At 62.6% G+C, this 15,993-nt stretch carries 13 protein-coding genes; 6 read left to right on the top strand and 7 right to left on the bottom strand.

The genetic code is table 11. The annotated features are described in order from the left end of the window. Positions 1–3,765 (bottom strand): type I polyketide synthase (locus ACW8PS_RS15585; RefSeq protein WP_491528435.1); only part of this gene is annotated, 3,765 nt, incomplete at its 3' end. Between the two features lie 205 nt (positions 3,766–3,970). Between ACW8PS_RS15585 and ACW8PS_RS15590 the strand changes: the two genes are divergently transcribed. From ACW8PS_RS15590 to ACW8PS_RS15615, 6 genes are all read left to right on the top strand, one after another. Further along, a complete protein-coding gene (locus ACW8PS_RS15590) occupies positions 3,971–4,438 on the top strand; it encodes an SspB family protein (RefSeq protein WP_491528436.1) in 468 nt (155 codons plus the stop codon). Between the two features lie 39 nt (positions 4,439–4,477). Then, entirely contained in the window at positions 4,478–5,065 is a 588-nt protein-coding gene (locus ACW8PS_RS15595) for a class I SAM-dependent methyltransferase (protein ID WP_491528437.1), read from the top strand. A gap of 3 nt (positions 5,066–5,068) precedes the next feature. Further along, positions 5,069–5,701, top strand: a complete 633-nt coding sequence (gene tmpT, locus ACW8PS_RS15600) for a thiopurine S-methyltransferase (RefSeq protein WP_491528438.1) — start codon at positions 5,069–5,071, stop codon at positions 5,699–5,701. A gap of 112 nt (positions 5,702–5,813) precedes the next feature. Beyond that, complete coding sequence (gene fumC, locus ACW8PS_RS15605; RefSeq protein WP_491528439.1) at positions 5,814–7,205, top strand: class II fumarate hydratase; 1,392 nt, start codon at positions 5,814–5,816, stop codon at positions 7,203–7,205. Beyond that, complete coding sequence (locus tag ACW8PS_RS15610) at positions 7,206–7,385, top strand: DUF4169 family protein (protein WP_491528441.1); 180 nt, start codon at positions 7,206–7,208, stop codon at positions 7,383–7,385. Continuing rightward, complete coding sequence (locus ACW8PS_RS15615; protein ID WP_491528442.1) at positions 7,382–7,630, top strand: ribbon-helix-helix domain-containing protein; 249 nt, start codon at positions 7,382–7,384, stop codon at positions 7,628–7,630. The genes ACW8PS_RS15610 and ACW8PS_RS15615 overlap by 4 nt, the downstream gene beginning before the upstream one ends. Here ACW8PS_RS15615 and hflX read toward each other — a convergent pair. From hflX to ACW8PS_RS15645, 6 genes are all read right to left on the bottom strand, one after another. After that, a complete protein-coding gene (gene hflX / locus ACW8PS_RS15620) occupies positions 7,587–8,861 on the bottom strand; it encodes a GTPase HflX (protein ID WP_491528473.1) in 1,275 nt (424 codons plus the stop codon). The genes ACW8PS_RS15615 and hflX overlap by 44 nt on opposite strands. Positions 8,862–8,875: 14 nt before the next feature. Next, positions 8,876–9,109, bottom strand: a complete 234-nt coding sequence (gene hfq, locus ACW8PS_RS15625; protein ID WP_117296792.1) for an RNA chaperone Hfq — start codon at positions 9,107–9,109, stop codon at positions 8,876–8,878. Between the two features lie 147 nt (positions 9,110–9,256). Beyond that, positions 9,257–10,771 carry a TrkH family potassium uptake protein gene (locus ACW8PS_RS15630; protein WP_491528444.1) on the bottom strand — a complete coding sequence of 505 codons (1,515 nt, stop codon included), beginning with the start codon at positions 10,769–10,771 and terminating at the stop codon, positions 9,257–9,259. 3 nt (positions 10,772–10,774) lie between these two features. Beyond that, entirely contained in the window at positions 10,775–12,151 is a 1,377-nt protein-coding gene (gene trkA, locus ACW8PS_RS15635; protein ID WP_491528445.1) for a Trk system potassium transporter TrkA, read from the bottom strand. 105 nt (positions 12,152–12,256) lie between these two features. Continuing rightward, positions 12,257–13,660: a nitrogen assimilation response regulator NtrX gene (ntrX, locus tag ACW8PS_RS15640; protein ID WP_491528446.1), complete on the bottom strand. Its 1,404-nt coding sequence runs from the start codon at positions 13,658–13,660 to the stop codon at positions 12,257–12,259. Next, on the bottom strand, positions 13,657–15,831 hold the full coding sequence (locus ACW8PS_RS15645; RefSeq protein ID WP_491528447.1) for a sensor histidine kinase NtrY-like: 2,175 nt from the start codon (positions 15,829–15,831) through the stop codon (positions 13,657–13,659). The genes ntrX and ACW8PS_RS15645 overlap by 4 nt, the downstream gene beginning before the upstream one ends. Positions 15,832–15,993 lie beyond the last annotated feature (162 nt).

Here is a 15,993-nt window from a genome sequence, read left to right on the forward strand (position 1 = left end):
CACACCGGCCCCGTGGACGACGCCGTGGATCTCACCGAAGCGGGCGCGCGCCATGGTCAGGGCCGCGCGCATCTCTTCGATATTGGCGCTGTCGGCGACCAGGGTCATCACCTCGCCGCCGGCAGCCTCAAGGCGCTGCACGGTGCGAATGCGGGCGGCGGTGCGATCTGCCGGGCCGGCATTGGCCAGCTCGATCTGCCAGCGCGCGCGCGGCGGCAGAGCGCTGCGCGACAGCAAAATGATACGGGCCTGATAGCGTGTGATCAGAGCTTGCGCGACGGCGGCCCCGATGCCACCGAAACCGCCGGTCAAAAGCACGGTAGGCCGGTCGCGCATCTGCAGCGCTTCAGCCTGCGGCAGATCGACCGGGCGATAGCTGGCCAGATGGCGCTTGCCTGTCCGAATGGCGGCAATATCGCCCCCTGCCGGGCTGAGCAATGCTTCAAGCGTAGCGTTCAGATCGGGCTGATCCATATCCAGAACAGCGCAACTCAGATCCGGAAATTCGCGCGGGATAACCCGGGCAGGCCCCATGATGGTGGATTTTTCCGGATGCGGCAGCGCCTCATCGCGGACCTGCATCGCGCCGGTGGTGAACACATCAATATGCAGCGGCCCGGCATCTTCATCGGCCCAGGCCTGCGCCAGATAGAACAGGCTCCAGAAGCCCTGTTCCTGGCAGCGGTGGAAAAAGCTGGATCCGGGGCGATGGTCGCGGCCCTGCGTGACCTGCCAGAAATGCCCGATACGGGTGGGCAGATCGCCACTTGCCGCCAGCGCGCCGATCAACTGGTCATAGCCTTCGCGGCCACGTTCAGGGGCCAAATGAAAGCCGCTTTCGGTCTGGGCAAAAGCATCGCCCGGACGCACCAGCGTGACAGAATGACCGGCCGCTTTCAGCCGCGCGGCGGCGGCATCGGCCAGACCGGTTTCATCGGCAAAGAACAGCCAGATCTCGCGCGGCGCATCGCTCAGATCGCCCGCAACATCGACCTCGCAGGGCGCATAGGCGGGTTGCCAGGCCGGCCGCCAGCCCCAGCTATCGGGATCGTCATTGCGCATCAGCCAGCTATCATCGGCCACTGCCGGCTGCCCCGGTTCAATGAAATAGCGGCTGCGCTGGAAAGCATAGGTTGGCAATATCACCCGGTTACGGCGCGCCTCGCCCCAATATTGACCCCAGTCGAAATCGCCGCCCACGGCCCAGATCCGGCCCAACATGGCCAGGAAATAGGCATCATCGGCACTGTCATCATCGGCGTGGCGCAGGGTCGAGATGACCTGGCCCGGGTCGATATCGGGGTGCCCGCCGGCCAGCGAGGCCAGCGCCTTGCCGGGGCCAACCTCCAGATAGACGCGCGAGGGTGTTTCGGCCAATGTGGCCAGCCCGTCGGCAAAGCGGATCGTGCCGCGCAGATGGCCGACCCAATAGGCCGGGTCGGTCGCTTCGGCATCGGTCATGAAACTGCCGCTGACATTCGAGATCAGCGGAATTTCGGGCGCGCTCAGCGGCATCCGGCGCAGGTAATCGCCAAAGCGATCCAGAATCGGGTCGAGCAACCGGCTATGGGCCGCGATATTGATGGCGACGCGGGCGCAATGAATATCCTCGGCCTCCAGCCGGGCGGCCAGCGCATCGAGGGCAGCATCAGGCCCGGAGGCCACCGCAAGCTCCGGCCCGTTGACCACGGCCAGGTCCAGATCATCGCCCAGGTAAGGCATCAGCGCGTCGGCTGATAAAGCCACTGACAGCATGCCCCCCGCAGGCACCGAATCCATCAACCTGCCGCGCAGATGCACCAGCCCGATGCAATCGGCAAACCGCATCACACCGGCCAGACAGGCGGCAGTGTTTTCGCCCATGGAATGGCCGATCAGCGCCGCAGGCCGCACACCCCAGGACATCCAGAGCTGCGCCAGCGCATATTCCACGATCATGATCAGCGGCAGTTGAACCGAGGGCGTGCGCAGCCGCTCCTCGGCGGCATCCTTCTGGTCCGGGTCCGGCAGCCACAAGGCGCGGATGTCGAAATCGAGCAGCGGTTGCAGGATCTCCAGCCCCTTGCCCATCCAATCGGCAAAGACCGGCTCGGTCTCATAGAGATCGCGCGCCATCCCCGCATATTGCGCACCGCCGCCGGGGAACATGAAGGTAATCTCAGGATTGTCGAGGCGGGTATGGGTAAAGACCCGGCGCGGGTCATTTTGCTCCAACGCCTCGGCGGCTTCTTCATGGCTGGCCGCAACAACAACGCGGCGCCGGTCAAAGCCATGGCGCCCGGCCTGAAGCGTCCAGGCGATATCGGCCAGATCCTGATCGGGGTTGGCGCGCAGATGGGCGGCCAGATTTGCGGCATTGCCCTCAAGCGCGGCCTTGCTGCGAGCCGAAAGCGTGAACAGCTGGAACGGCCAATCTGATGGCTCGGACGGGGCCCGCGCCGGGGCCTTTTCCAGCACCACATGCGCATTGGTGCCGCCAACGCCAAGCGAGTTCACTCCGGCGCGCGGCGGGTGGTCGGTTTCGGGCCAGGGTATCAGGGCATCATTGACCCGGAAGGGCGAGCCTTCAAAGCTGATTGCGGGGTTGGGTTTCTCAAAGCTGAGCGAGGGCGGGATCTCGCCGTGATGCAGCGCCAGCGCGGTCTTGATCAGGCTGGCCACGCCCGCCGCGGTATCGAGATGGCCGATATTGGTTTTGACGCTGCCAAGGCGGCAGAAATCCTTGGCGCGGGTGGTGCGGCGGAACGCTTCGGTCAGTGCCGCCACCTCGATCGGGTCGCCCAGATAGGTGCCGGTGCCGTGGCATTCGACATAATCGATAGTCTCTGCCGCCACGCCTGCCACGGCCTGCGCCTCGGCAATCGCTTCGGCCTGCCCGGTCACGGACGGGGCCAGATAGCCGGCCTTGTCGGCACCGTCATTATTGATGGCAGAGCCCTTGATGATGGCCCAGATATGATCTCCGTCGCGCACCGCATCCTGCGCCCGGCGCAGCAGCACACAGCCCGCGCCCGAGCCGAACACCGTGCCCTCGGCGCGATGGTCAAAGGCGTGGCATTGCCCGTCGGGCGACAGGATCTCACCCTCCTTGAACAGATAGCCGCGCGCATGTGGCAGCTCGATCGTCACGCCCCCGGCCAGCGCCATGTCGCATTCGCCCATCAACAGCGCCTGGCAGGCATAATGGGTGGCCACCAGCGAGGTGGAACAGGCGGTCTGCAGGTTGATCGAGGGGCCGCGCAAATCAAACACATGGCTGGCCCGCGTGGTCATGAAATCCTTGTCATTGCCGGTATGGCGCAGCAGGAACATGCCGGTCTGATCAACCAGATCGGGGTTGGAGCAGATGTTGAAATAGAAATAGCTGCCCATGCCGCAGCCGGCATAGACCCCGATCGGACCGGAAAATTTCGACGGCGGATGACCGGCCTGTTCCATCGCTTCCCAGGCAACCTCCAGAAACTGGCGGTGCTGCGGGTCCATGATGGCGGCTTCCTTGGGCGAAAAGCCGAAAAAATCGGCGTCGAACTGGTCGAACCCGTCCAATGCGGCGGCAAAGGGGACATAATCGGGCCGGTCAATCAGATGCGGGGCCTCACCTGCCGCCAGCAGATCGGCGCGCGATTGTCGCGTGATCGCAGAGATGCCGGCGCGCAGATTTTGCCAATAGGCCGCAACATCCGCCGATCCCGGCAGATGCGCGGCCATTCCGACAATGGCGATATCATTTTCTCCGACGCGGGCGTCGGTCACGGCTCGGCTCATCGCAGGCTTTTCCAAACGTTGTCCCCATGTCTTATACGCGGAAACTGGCCAAGTTTCGTGGTTATATTAGGGCAAAGCTGTGAATTGAGCGGGGTTATTCCGGCCAGATCCTGCCCTGACAGAGCTGCAATCGGTGCCCTGCGCCACCTTTCCTTCGCAAACGAATCTACTATGGTGGGGGCGACAGAAAAGGATCGCGCCGCAGATGCCCGCAGATGACACTGACACAATCGCCTATGGTCGCCTGATGCACCACGCGATGCGGGGCCTTATTCAGACGGTTCTGACGGATGTGGCAGATCGTGGCCTGCCCGGAGAACATCATTTTTTCATCAGTTTCGACACCCGGCATCCAGAGGTCGATATCGCGCCCTGGCTGCGCGACCGCTACCCCGAGGAAATGACCATCGTGATCCAGAACTGGTTTGACGGTCTCAGCGTCGATGATGACGGGTTTTCCATCACCCTGAATTTCGGCGACAACCCCGAACCGCTGCGCATCCCGTTTGACGCGATCTTGACCTTTGTCGATCCATCGGTCGAGTTTGGCCTGCGCTTTGAAACCCAGGACAGCGACGGACCCGAAGATGAGCCGCCCGAAGATGAACACCGCGAGGACGACCATCACGATGGGGAGGTGGTCAGCCTGGAAACCTTTCGCAAGACCCACTAACCTCTGATATCAAACCCATTTTTGAAGGACGTGCTGCAAATGTCAGGCGATCTTGGCCTATTCTTCGGCCAATTGTTCAGAAAACCCGGTCAGGTCGTGGCGCTGGCCCCGTCATCGCGCGCGCTGGCCGCTGAAATGGCTGCAACGCTTGATCCCGAAGCCGGTCCGGTGATCGAGCTTGGGGCAGGCACGGGCCGGATCACGCAGGCCATCATCGACCGCGGCATTGATGCCGATCAGATCCACGCGATCGAAATGAACCCGGTCTTTTGTGACGATCTGCGGGCGGGTTTTCCCGGTCTCAATGTCCATCAATGTTCGGCCACCGAGGTTGCTGCGCTGGATATCAAGGGCGTGCAGGCGGTGGTGTCCGGTCTGCCATTGCTGTCAATGCCGCTGCCCGTCCAGGAGGCCATCCTGCGCGGCAGTTTCGCCCAGATCGGGCCGCTTGGCAGCTATATCCAGTTCACCTATGGCCCGAAACCGCCGGTAAGGCAGCAGCTGCGCGAGGCTTTGGGCCTGACCTGGAGCACCAGCGCCAAGATCTGGGGCAACCTGCCGCCGGCACGGGTCTATCGCTTTGCCATGCCGACACAGGGCGGCGCTGCCCTGGCCTGGGAGACCTGATTGATGGACCCGGAATTCTGGCACCAGCGCTGGCGCGACAACCGCATCGGGTTTCATCAACCCGCGCCGGGCGCGATGCTGGTGAAACATAGCGGCGCGCTGAACCTGCCCGCCGCGGCGCGCATCTTTCTGCCGCTTTGTGGCAAGACCCGTGATATCGGCTGGCTCCTGTCGCAGGGGTTTCGCGTGGCCGGAATCGAGCTGAGCAGGCTTGCCATAAATCAGTTGTTTCAAGATCTTGACCTGACCCCCGAGATAACGGAATTGGGCGAGATCACCCAGTTCAGCGCCCCGAACCTGGACATCTTTGTTGGCGATTTCTTTGCGCTCACCGCAGATCAGCTTGGCCCCGTTGATGCCAGCTATGACCGGGCGGCGCTGGTGGCGCTGCCGCCTGACATGCGCGCGCGCTATGCCAGCCACATGGCCGGGATTACCGCCAGCGCGCCGCAGCTGCTGATCTGTTTCGAATATGATCAATCCCTCATGCCCGGCCCGCCCTTTTCGGTGGGTGCTGAGGACGTGGCCCGGGTTTACGGCGCGCATTACCGCTTGGCCGATCATGCATCCGCGCCGGTTGCTGGCGGGCTGAAAGGCATCTGCCCGGCCATTGAACGGGTCTGGCTGCTGCGCTGACGGCACCGCACCGCTGCGGCCAATAGCGCCAACACCGACCGCCCCGATTGCCCCGCCCCCCCGGCCCCCGTATAGCCATGTCAAACACCGATAACTGCCGGAGGCCCGCCCCATGACCGCAACCCGCACCGAAACCGACAGCTTCGGCCCGCTCGACGTTCCCGCCGATAAATACTGGGGCGCGCAGACGCAGCGGTCTATCATGAATTTCCCGATCGGTTGGGAACGCCAGCCCATCGCCATCGTGCGCGCGCTCGGCGTCGTCAAACGCGCCTGCGCCGAGGCCAACAAGGCGTCTGGAAAGCTGGATGCCACCCGCGCCGATGCCATCATTCAGGCCGCCCAGGAAGTGATCGAGGGCAAGTTCGACGACAATTTCCCGCTGGTTGTCTGGCAGACCGGATCGGGCACGCAATCGAACATGAACGCCAACGAGGTCATCGCCAACCGCGCCATCGAAATTCTGGGTGGCGTGATCGGATCAAAAGATCCGGTGCATCCGAATGATCATTGCAACATGGGGCAATCGTCAAACGACACCTTCCCCACCGCGATGCATGTGGCCACCGCGATGTCGGTGCGCGATGTGCTGCTGCCGGGGCTGACAAAGCTGGCCGAGGGCTTGGAGAAGAAGTCAAACGAATTCAAGGACATCATCAAGATCGGGCGCACCCATACGCAAGATGCCACGCCGCTGACTCTGGGGCAGGAATTTTCCGGTTATGCGCATCAGATCCGGATGGGTCTGGCCCGTGTCGATGCCTGTCTGCCCGGCATCTATGAGCTTGCGCAGGGCGGCACCGCAGTGGGCACCGGTCTCAACACCGCGCATGGCTGGGATACCACCGTGGCCGCCAATATGGCCAAAATCACCAGCCTGCCCTTTGTCACCGCGCCCAATAAATTCGAGGCGCTGGCCGCCCATGACGCGATGGTGTTCCTGTCCGGTGCCTTGGCCACCATCGCGGGCAGTTGCTACAAGATCGCCAATGATATCCGGTTTCTCGGCTCGGGGCCGCGTTCGGGTCTGGGCGAGCTGATCCTGCCGGAAAATGAACCCGGAAGCTCGATCATGCCCGGCAAGGTCAACCCGACCCAGGCCGAGGCGCTGACGCAAGTGGCGGCGCATGTCATGGGCAATGACGCGGCGATCAAATTCGCAGGCTCCCAGGGGCACTTTGAGCTGAACGTCTATAACCCGATGATGAGCTATAACCTGCTGCAATCGATCCAGCTTCTGGGCGATGCCAGCGACAGTTTCACCGAACGGATGCTGCTGGGGATCCGGGCAAATAAAGAACGCATCGACAAGCTGATGAAGGAAAGCCTGATGCTGGTCACGGCGCTGGCCCCGACCATCGGCTATGACAACGCCACCTTGGTGGCCAAGACCGCGCATAAGAACGGCACCACGCTGAAGGAAGAAGCCATCGCGCTTGGGCTGGTGGATGCGGCAACTTTTGACGCCGTGGTGCGCCCCGAAGACATGATCGGGCCGAAGTGAATGGCCGCGCCCGTCAATCTCAACCGGGTGCGCAAGGCAAGGGCACGGGCCGAAAAACAGGCCCGGGCCGATGAAAACGTGGTCACATACGGCCGCTCAAAAGCAGAAAAGACGCAAGACGCGGCGCGGCGTGACAAGGCTGCCCGAGATCTCGATGGGGCCAGGCGGGAAGACCGATGAACGCACGCCCCGCCAAACATTCCCTGACGCTGCGCGGCCACCGAACCTCGGTGTCACTGGAGCAGGAATTCTGGCAGGAACTGCGCCGGATTGCCGGTGAAAAAGGCATGTCAATCAACGAACTGGCCGCCGTTATTGATGCAGAACGCGGCGTCGAAAGTGGCCTGGCATCGGCCATCCGGGTCTATGTTCTCAGAGATATCAAAGCGCGGCAAAGGCCTGTTTCTGACGCGCCGTCCAGATGACGCGGATCTCATAGCCCGCCTCATTTGCTGTCTCTGCCTCGACCACGCCTTGCTCGAACAGCCAGGCCCGTTTGCGCCCTTCGCAATAGGGCAGCATCAGCGTGGCGGGCAGCCGTTGTGGGGCCAAGGCCCGGGCGATGGCTTCCAACACTTCGGGCAGACCTTCGCCGGTCAGCGCAGACAGTGTAAAGACCGTGTCACGGCGCTCGGCGATGGCCTGCATTTCCGACCGGGCCTCGGGTGGCAGAAGGTCGATCTTGTTCCACAATTCCAGCTGCGGGGCCTCCGGATCGACCCCCAATTCCGTCAAGATGGCCGCCACATCGCGGGCCTGGGCCTCGCTATCGGCATGCGCCACATCGCGGACATGGACTATCAGATCGGCATCCAGAACTTCCTCCAACGTGGCGCGAAAGGACGCAACCAATTGCGTCGGCAGATCCGAGATGAAGCCCACGGTGTCGGACAGGATGATCTCGGTGCCATCGGGCAATTCGACAGATCGCATGGTCGGGTCGAGCGTGGCAAAGAGCATGTCCTTCACCATCACCTCGGCCCCCGTCAAACGGTTGAAAAGAGTGGATTTCCCGGCATTGGTATAACCCACCAGCGCGACCACGGGAAACGGCACCTTGGCGCGTGCGGCGCGGTGCAGGGCGCGGGTTTTCACGACCTTTTCCAGCTGCCGGCGGATGCGCACAATGGCGTCGTCAATGGCGCGCCTGTCCGCCTCGATCTGGGTTTCGCCGGGCCCGCCGACAAAGCCCAGACCGCCGCGCTGGCGTTCCAGATGGGTCCAGGCCCGCACCAGCCGCGTGCGCTGGTAGGACAGCGCCGCCAGTTCCACTTGCAACACGCCTTCACGGGTGCGGGCGCGATCGGCGAAAATCTCCAGGATCAACCCGGTGCGATCCAGCAGCTTGACGTCCCATTCCTTTTCCAGATTGCGCTGCTGCACGGGCGATACCGGCCCATCGATCAGCACCAGCTCGACATCGGCGGCCGCGATGCGGGTCTTAAGCTCGGCGATCTTGCCCTTGCCGAACAACAACCCCGGCTGCGCCTTGGGCAGGCCAACGGTTTCCGCCCCCACGACCTCAAGATCGGGCAGGGCCGCGGCCAGTGCCACGGCCTCCTCCAGCGCGGGGCCGGCAGGCCTGCGGCTGCGGTCGGATCTGATATCGGGGTGAATGACAAAGGCGCGGGTCGGGCCCGGGGCGTCCGGGTCCATCGGGTCAGGCGCGCTCACTCTTCCCCATCATATAGGTTGATCGGCTGCGCCGGCATCACCGTCGAAATCGCGTGTTTATAAACCAGTTGCGATTGCCCGTCGCGGCGCAACAGAACGCAGAAATTGTCGAACCAGGTGATCACACCCTGCAACTTCACGCCATTGATCAAAAACACCGTCACCGGAACCTTGGTCTTGCGAACATGGTTCAGGAATGCGTCCTGCAAATTCTGCTTGTTTTCCGCCATTTGTCACATACCCTGTCGTTGGTGCCGCCCTTGTGCTCGGGCCGGGAATATTCTGGTCAATCCGAGTATGCGGGGCTTTTTGCCGGATTTCCACCCCGATTCCAGCGGTTTGCCCATTCCGTGCCGCGCCGGGCGGCGAGTTTTGACCTATACGCGCCAGTAGGACGGGTTCAAAAGCGCGATCAGAACCAGCGTTTCGAGCCGCCCGATGATCATTGCCGCGGCCAGAATGGCCTTGGCGGGATCGGACAGAGAGGCATGGATGATGGGCTCACTGGCACCGTAATTGGCCAGTGGTCCGGTGGTCGACAGGGCCGATACCGCCAGAACCAGCGCCTGTTCAAAATCCACGCCCGCCGCCGCCAGCGCCAGCATGGTGGCCGCCATTGACAACACGAACAGCATGAAAAACACCCAGGCAATATAGGCCCCCTGTCGGCGGATACGACGGCCAAGCTGCCCGCCCGAGGCCACCGAATGCGGATGGATCAGTTTCGACATCTCGCGCAGCCCGTGCTTATAAAGCGCATAGACCCGCAGCAATTTGATACCGCCCGCCGTTGTCGCCACACCGCCGCCCATCAGCGCCAGCCCGATCAGCACCAGCCCCGGCGTCGACAGGCCCGACCAGCTCCGTGATGCGCCCCAGTAATCCGAGACGAACCCGGTCGTCGTGACAAAGGACACGGCGGTAAAAAAGCTGCCCCAAAGCGCTGCAAACGCCTCGCGCCCGCTGCCGCGATCGGCCAGCTCCAACGCCCCGATCCAATGGCGCAGAAACAGCAAGGCTGTCAGCGTTACAGTGACATAAAGCGCCAGGCGCAATTCACGATCATGACCCAGGGCGCGCAGCATGGCAGCGTCGAGGCGGCGGCTGAAACTGTGGCGGGTAATGGCAAAGACCAGAAACAGCAGGATGAAAATTTCCGACAGCAGCCCGCCCTGCCCGGCGTCAAGCGCGCCATCGGGGCTGATGCCGGATGTGGCCATGGTCGACATCGCGTGAATTGCAGCAGCCAGATCGGCTTCGCCCGCCAGCACCTGCAACAGCCACAGGATTCCGGTCAGGCCGATATAGACCGGGGCCAGATGGCGCACCGCGCGGCGCAGCCTTTCGCCCGGATTGGCGGCCTGCGTCTGTGCCGCCGAAGACGTGACCGCGCCGATTTGCGCCTCGGCGGCAACCTCGAACCCGCCAAGCGATAACGGGGCCATGATGGCCGCCGCCGTAACCCAGATCAGAAAGCCCCCAAACCACCCCACCAACCCACGCCACAGATGCACCGCCGGGGCCAGGCGGTCTGGGTCGAATACCGTCGCCCCGGTTGTGGTCAGGCTCGATACCATCTCGAAATAGGCGTTGAAGAATGTGGTGTTTCCGATGGCGTCCATCAGCGGCACCGCCAGCATGACGGGCAACAGCGCATAGGCCGCGATCAGGCCAAGCAGCAAGGGCCGGGCCGAAGTCACCGGCGGGCTGGCCTGGGTGGCAAAGCCCAGAAGCATCGTCAGGATCAGAAAAAACAGCGCGGCATAAAGAAAGGCGCGCCCGGTCTCGAAATCCTCGCTCACCATCGCCATCGCCGCCGGGATCAGCATGGCCAGCGACGCGATGCCGATCAGGGCAATCAGAAAGGGCAATCTGGCGATAAAGCGTCTCATGGCTCAGAAGAAATCAACCGAGACCCTGAGCAGCGCTTCGACCTCGGGCACATCCTTGGCCAGCGCGAAGATCACCACGATGTCGCCCTCCTCGATCCGGGTCGATCCGGTCGGGCGCACCACCTTGTCGCCCTTGCGCACCGCCCCCAACAACGCGCCTTCGGGGAAATCCACGTCGCGGATCGCTTTGCCGGCAATGGGTGAGGTCGACATCACCTGTGCCTCGATCACCTCGGCCTCGGCATCGCCGATGGAATAGACACCGCGCACCCGGCCATGCCGGATATGGCGCAGGATCGAGCTGACGGTCGAGGCGCGCGGATTGACATAGGCGTCGATATCCAGCGCCTCCATCATCGGCACCATGGTCGGGTCATTGACCAGCGCGATGGCCATCTTGGCCCCAAGCGCCTTGGCCCGGACCGACGCCAGAAGGTTGGTCTTGTCGTCGCTGGTGACGCACAAAACCGCATCGGCCCGGGCAATGCCGGCCTCGCGCAATATCTCGATATCCAAGCCGTCGCCATGCAGCACAATGGTCCGGCCAAGCGCATCGGCCGAGCCTTCGGCGATACTGCGGTCCATCTCGATCACCCGGGCGCGAATGCGGGTCGAGCCCTTCTCCAGGTCCTGCGCCACCGCCAGCCCGACATTGCCGCCGCCTATGATCACCACCCGTTCCGGCCGCGCCGCGCGTTTGCCGAAAATCTCAAGGGTCCGGTCGGTGTCGCTTTCATGGGTAAAGACATAGATCTGATCATCGGCAAACAGCTGGTCGCCCGGTTCGGGGGCAAAAAGACCGCCCTCGCGCCGCACGCCCACCACGATGGCCCGCAGCGTCGAAAACAGTTCAGACAGCTGTTTCAGCGGCGTGTTCAGCACCGGACAATCAGCATCCAGCCGGATACCCAAAAGCCGCGCCTCGCCGCCCAGAAAATCCTCGGTGTCAAAGGTCGCAGGCGATTGCAAGCGTCGCAATGCGGCCTTGGCAACCTCGCGTTCGGGGCTGATCACCACATCGATCGGCAGATGTTCGCGCCGGTAAAGGTCGGAATAGATCGCGGTCAAATAGCTTTGCGCGCGCAGCCGGGCGATTTTTCGGGGCACCGAAAAGATCGAATGCGCCACCTGACAGGTGACCATGTTGACCTCGTCTGAAAATGTCGCGGCGATCACCATATCGGCGTCGCGCGCCCCGGCGCGTTCCAGCACATCGGGGTAGCTGGCAAAGCCGGTGATGCCCTGCACATCCAGCGTATCGGTCGCCCGGCGCACCAGATCGGGGTTGTTGTCAACCACCGTCACATCGTTGTTTTCGCCGGAAAGATGGCGGGCAATCTGCCAGCCCACCTGACCCGAACCGCAAATGATAACCTTCATCCGCCCCTGCCCCACGCTGTTGACCGGACCGCCCGGCCGGGGCGTTCTGCATGGCAGAGACAGATGCAGAGGTCAATTGCGCCCCGCCTTTCGTTGCCGGGGACCCTAGCCGTCCTGGCGTTCCTCGACCTGCGCCACGCGGGCCCCGGATTTGTTTGTGGTCACGACGCCAAGCGATTTCAGCTTTCGGTGCAGCGCGCTGCGTTCCATCCCGACAAAATTGGCGGTGCGCGATATATTGCCGCCAAACCGGTTGATCTGCGCCATCAGATATTGCCGTTCAAAAAGCTCGCGCGCTTCGCGCAGGGGCAGCGTCGTCAGACCGGTGGAAAGGGCCACATCCTCCTCGCTTATACCCGCCGACTGCCCCGGCAGGTCGCGCGCCTCGATCGGGCCGGTGCCGTCGCCCAGGATCAGCACCCGTTCGATCACATTGCGCAATTCGCGGATATTTCCGGGCCAGCGCATGGTTTGCAGCATCGCCTCGGCATCATCGCCCAGGGGCCGCAACGGCAACCCCTGATCGCTGTTGAACCGGGCAATGAAATGGCGGGCCAGTTCGGGGATATCCTCGCGCCTTTCCTCAAGGCTCGGCACCTCGATGGGCACGACATTCAGCCGGTGATACAGTTCTTCGCGAAAACGGCCTGCGGCGATCTCATCGATCAGGTTGCGCGTGGTCGACGAGATCACCCGCAGATCGACCCGCACCTTGGTGGCCCCGCCGACCCGGGTGAAACTTTGATCGACCAGCACCCGCAGGATCTTGGATTGGGTGCCAAGCGGCATATCGGCGACCTCATCGAAAAAGATCACGCCGCCATGGGCCTGTTCCAGCAGCCCCTGTTCAACCCCGCGCTCAGAGCTTTCGCGGCCAAACAGCACCTCCTCCATCTGTTCGGGGATGATAGAGGCGGAATTGACGGTCACGAAGGGCGCATCGGCCCGGTTCGAATGGGCATGGATATAACGCGCCGCAATCTCCTTGCCGGCACCGGGCCCCCCTGTCAGCATCACCCGGCCGTTGGATTTCGTGACTTTATCCAGATGGTTTTTCAGCATCTTGAAGGCCGCGCCCGCGCCGATCATGTCATCGGTTCCGCCATCCTGGCGGCGCAGGGCGGAATTTTCGCGGCGCAACCGGCTGACCTCCATCGCGCGGCGGATCACCACCAGCAATTGTTCGATATTGAAGGGCTTTTCGATGAAATCGAACGCGCCCTGCTTGATCGCGGCCACCGCGATCTCGATATTGCCATGGCCCGAGATGATCACCACCGGCACGCCGGGATTGTCGCGCTTGACGGAGGTCAGGATATCGATCCCGTCCATATTGCTGTCTTTCAGCCAGATATCGAGGATCATCATGCCCGGCGGCTCGCGGTTCAATTCGGCCATGCATTGGTCGGAATTTGCCGCCATGCGGGTGGCAAAGCCCTCATCCTCAAGAATATCACAGATCAACTCGCGGATATCGCGCTCGTCATCGACAACCAGAATATCGGTCAACTCAACTCTCCCTTTTCTGCGGCCATGCGGGGCAGGATGATCCGTGCCCGTGCGCCTCGATGCGCGCCATCCTCGAACGGCTCCGCATCCAGCAGGTCCAGCGACCCGCCATGTTCCTCAATGATTTTCTTCACAATGGGCAGGCCAAGCCCGGTGCCCTTGTCGCGTGTCGTCACATAGGGTTCGAACAGGCGCGATCGGTCAGGCGGCAGACCGATGCCGTTATCGCTGATGCTGATCTCGACCGTTTCCGGGGCCAGTATCATGGCAATGCGCAATTCCGGCGAATACCCCTCTGGCGCGCCTTTTTCCTTTAAGGTCTCAATGGCTTCTCCGGCGTTCTTGATCAGGTTCGTGAAGGCCTGCCCGATCATTGTCGCATCTATTTCGGCAGGCACCGGCATGTCGGGAATATCGGTCACAAACCGGATGCCGGGCTGGCCCGCCTGTTGCAGGATCACGGCCTCATGCAGCAGATTGGCGATATCCTCGGGCTGGCGTTCGGGTTCCGGCATGCGGGCAAATTTGGCGAATTCATCGACAATCCGGCGCAGATCATTGGTCTGGCGCACGATCACATCGGTCAATTGGCCAAGCTGTTCGGCATCGGCCGGATCCAACAATTTGCCGAATTTGCGCCGCACCCGTTCGGCCGAAAGTTGAATCGGGGTCAGCGGGTTCTTGATCTCATGCGCGATGCGGCGCGCCACATCGCCCCAGGCGGCCATGCGCTGTGCCGACACCAGATCGGTGACATCATCAAAGGCCACGACGTAGCCCTCCAGCGCGCCGGTTTCATCTCTGCGGATCGACATCCGCACCAGCAGGCTGTCCTGGGTGCCGCCACGGGTTATCTTGGTCTCCTCCTGCAGGACCGAGGCTCCGCGTTCTCTGATCCGGTCAAAGAGTGCGGCAAATTCCGGCACCGCCACCGCCAGCGTCAGGCCATGATCGCGCGCCTCGACCAGATCGAGCAGCGCCATCGCCGAGCGGTTCATGAAATCGACCCGCCCCTGCGCATCCAGCCCGATCACGCCCGAAGTCACCGAAGTCAGAACACTGTCGAACTGGCGGCGACGGGTTTCGGTCTGGGCGTGCTGTTCGATCAGGGCATCGCGCTGACCCTTCAATTGCCGGGTCATCTGGTTGAAGAGCCGCCCCAACATGGCAATTTCATCTTCGCCGGGTTCTTCCGGCACGCGCACATCCAGATCACCGATACCGACCCGCTGCGCCGCCCCCGCCAGCCGCCCGACCGGGCGCGACAGGCGTTCGGCAAACCACAGCCCCAACCAGATCGCGGCCAGGATCAGGATCACGGCAAAGCCCAGATAGATCAGCCCGAACTGAAACAGGAACTGGCCCCGCTCGCTTTCCAACTGCCGGTACAGCATGACGGTTTCCTGGGTCTCATCCAGCAGCGTGATAATCTGGCCGTCAACCTCGCGGCTGACATAAAGATAGCGATCGGCAAAGGCATCAAGACGCAGCAGCGCACGAAATTCATTGGCCTCGCGATCCTCGATCAAGACCAGCTCTCCGGTTGCGGCGCGGGCCAGATCCTCGTCGGAAGGTCGTTCAAAATCAAACAGGTAGCTGCGTTCGCCACGGGCCCGGATCTGGCCGGTTCCATCGATCACAAAGGCCTCTCGCAAGCCGCGTTGAATGGCCTGCTGGCCCTGGCTCAGCAATTGGCGCAGATCGCCATCGGCCAGAAACGGCGTGGCGCGCCGGTTGAGGTTGAGAAACCCGGCAAGCGTTTCGGCATCGGATGACAGACCGTCGCGATGCTCCGCCTCATAGGCGTAGGCGGCCTCCAGCGAATGGCCAAGCGCGCTGCGGACCCGGTCTGAAAACCAGCCCTCCAGCCCCATATTCACCGTTACCGTGGCAAAGACAGCGACCAGAATGGTCGGCAGCAAGGCAACCACCGCGAAAAGTCCGGTCAGGCGCAGATGCAGGCGCGACCCGGCCGATCGGGCCCGGCGGGCGGCCACCATTTTGGCCACGCGGTAAAGCACCAGCGCCGCAACGACCAGAATATAGACCATGTCGGCCAGCAGAATCAGGCGCAAGGCAGGCGATACCGTTGCCGCCGCCAATGGCCCCATGATAAGAAACGTCGCCACCGCCAGAACCGGCCCCAAAAGGACCAGCCCGAGGGTTCCCATCGTGCGCCATTTCCGGCGCATTCTCAACGACATCAGCCGCATGAGTGGGGAAATTACATCACTCTGCGCAGGGTTATCCACCCTTCAGCCTCACTATATGGGGCGGAGGACCGTCCAAACCGCCAAACCTAGGCACGTCCCCCCTGACTGTCACATCGGAGC

This window comes from Alterinioella sp. (assembly GCF_058343375.1).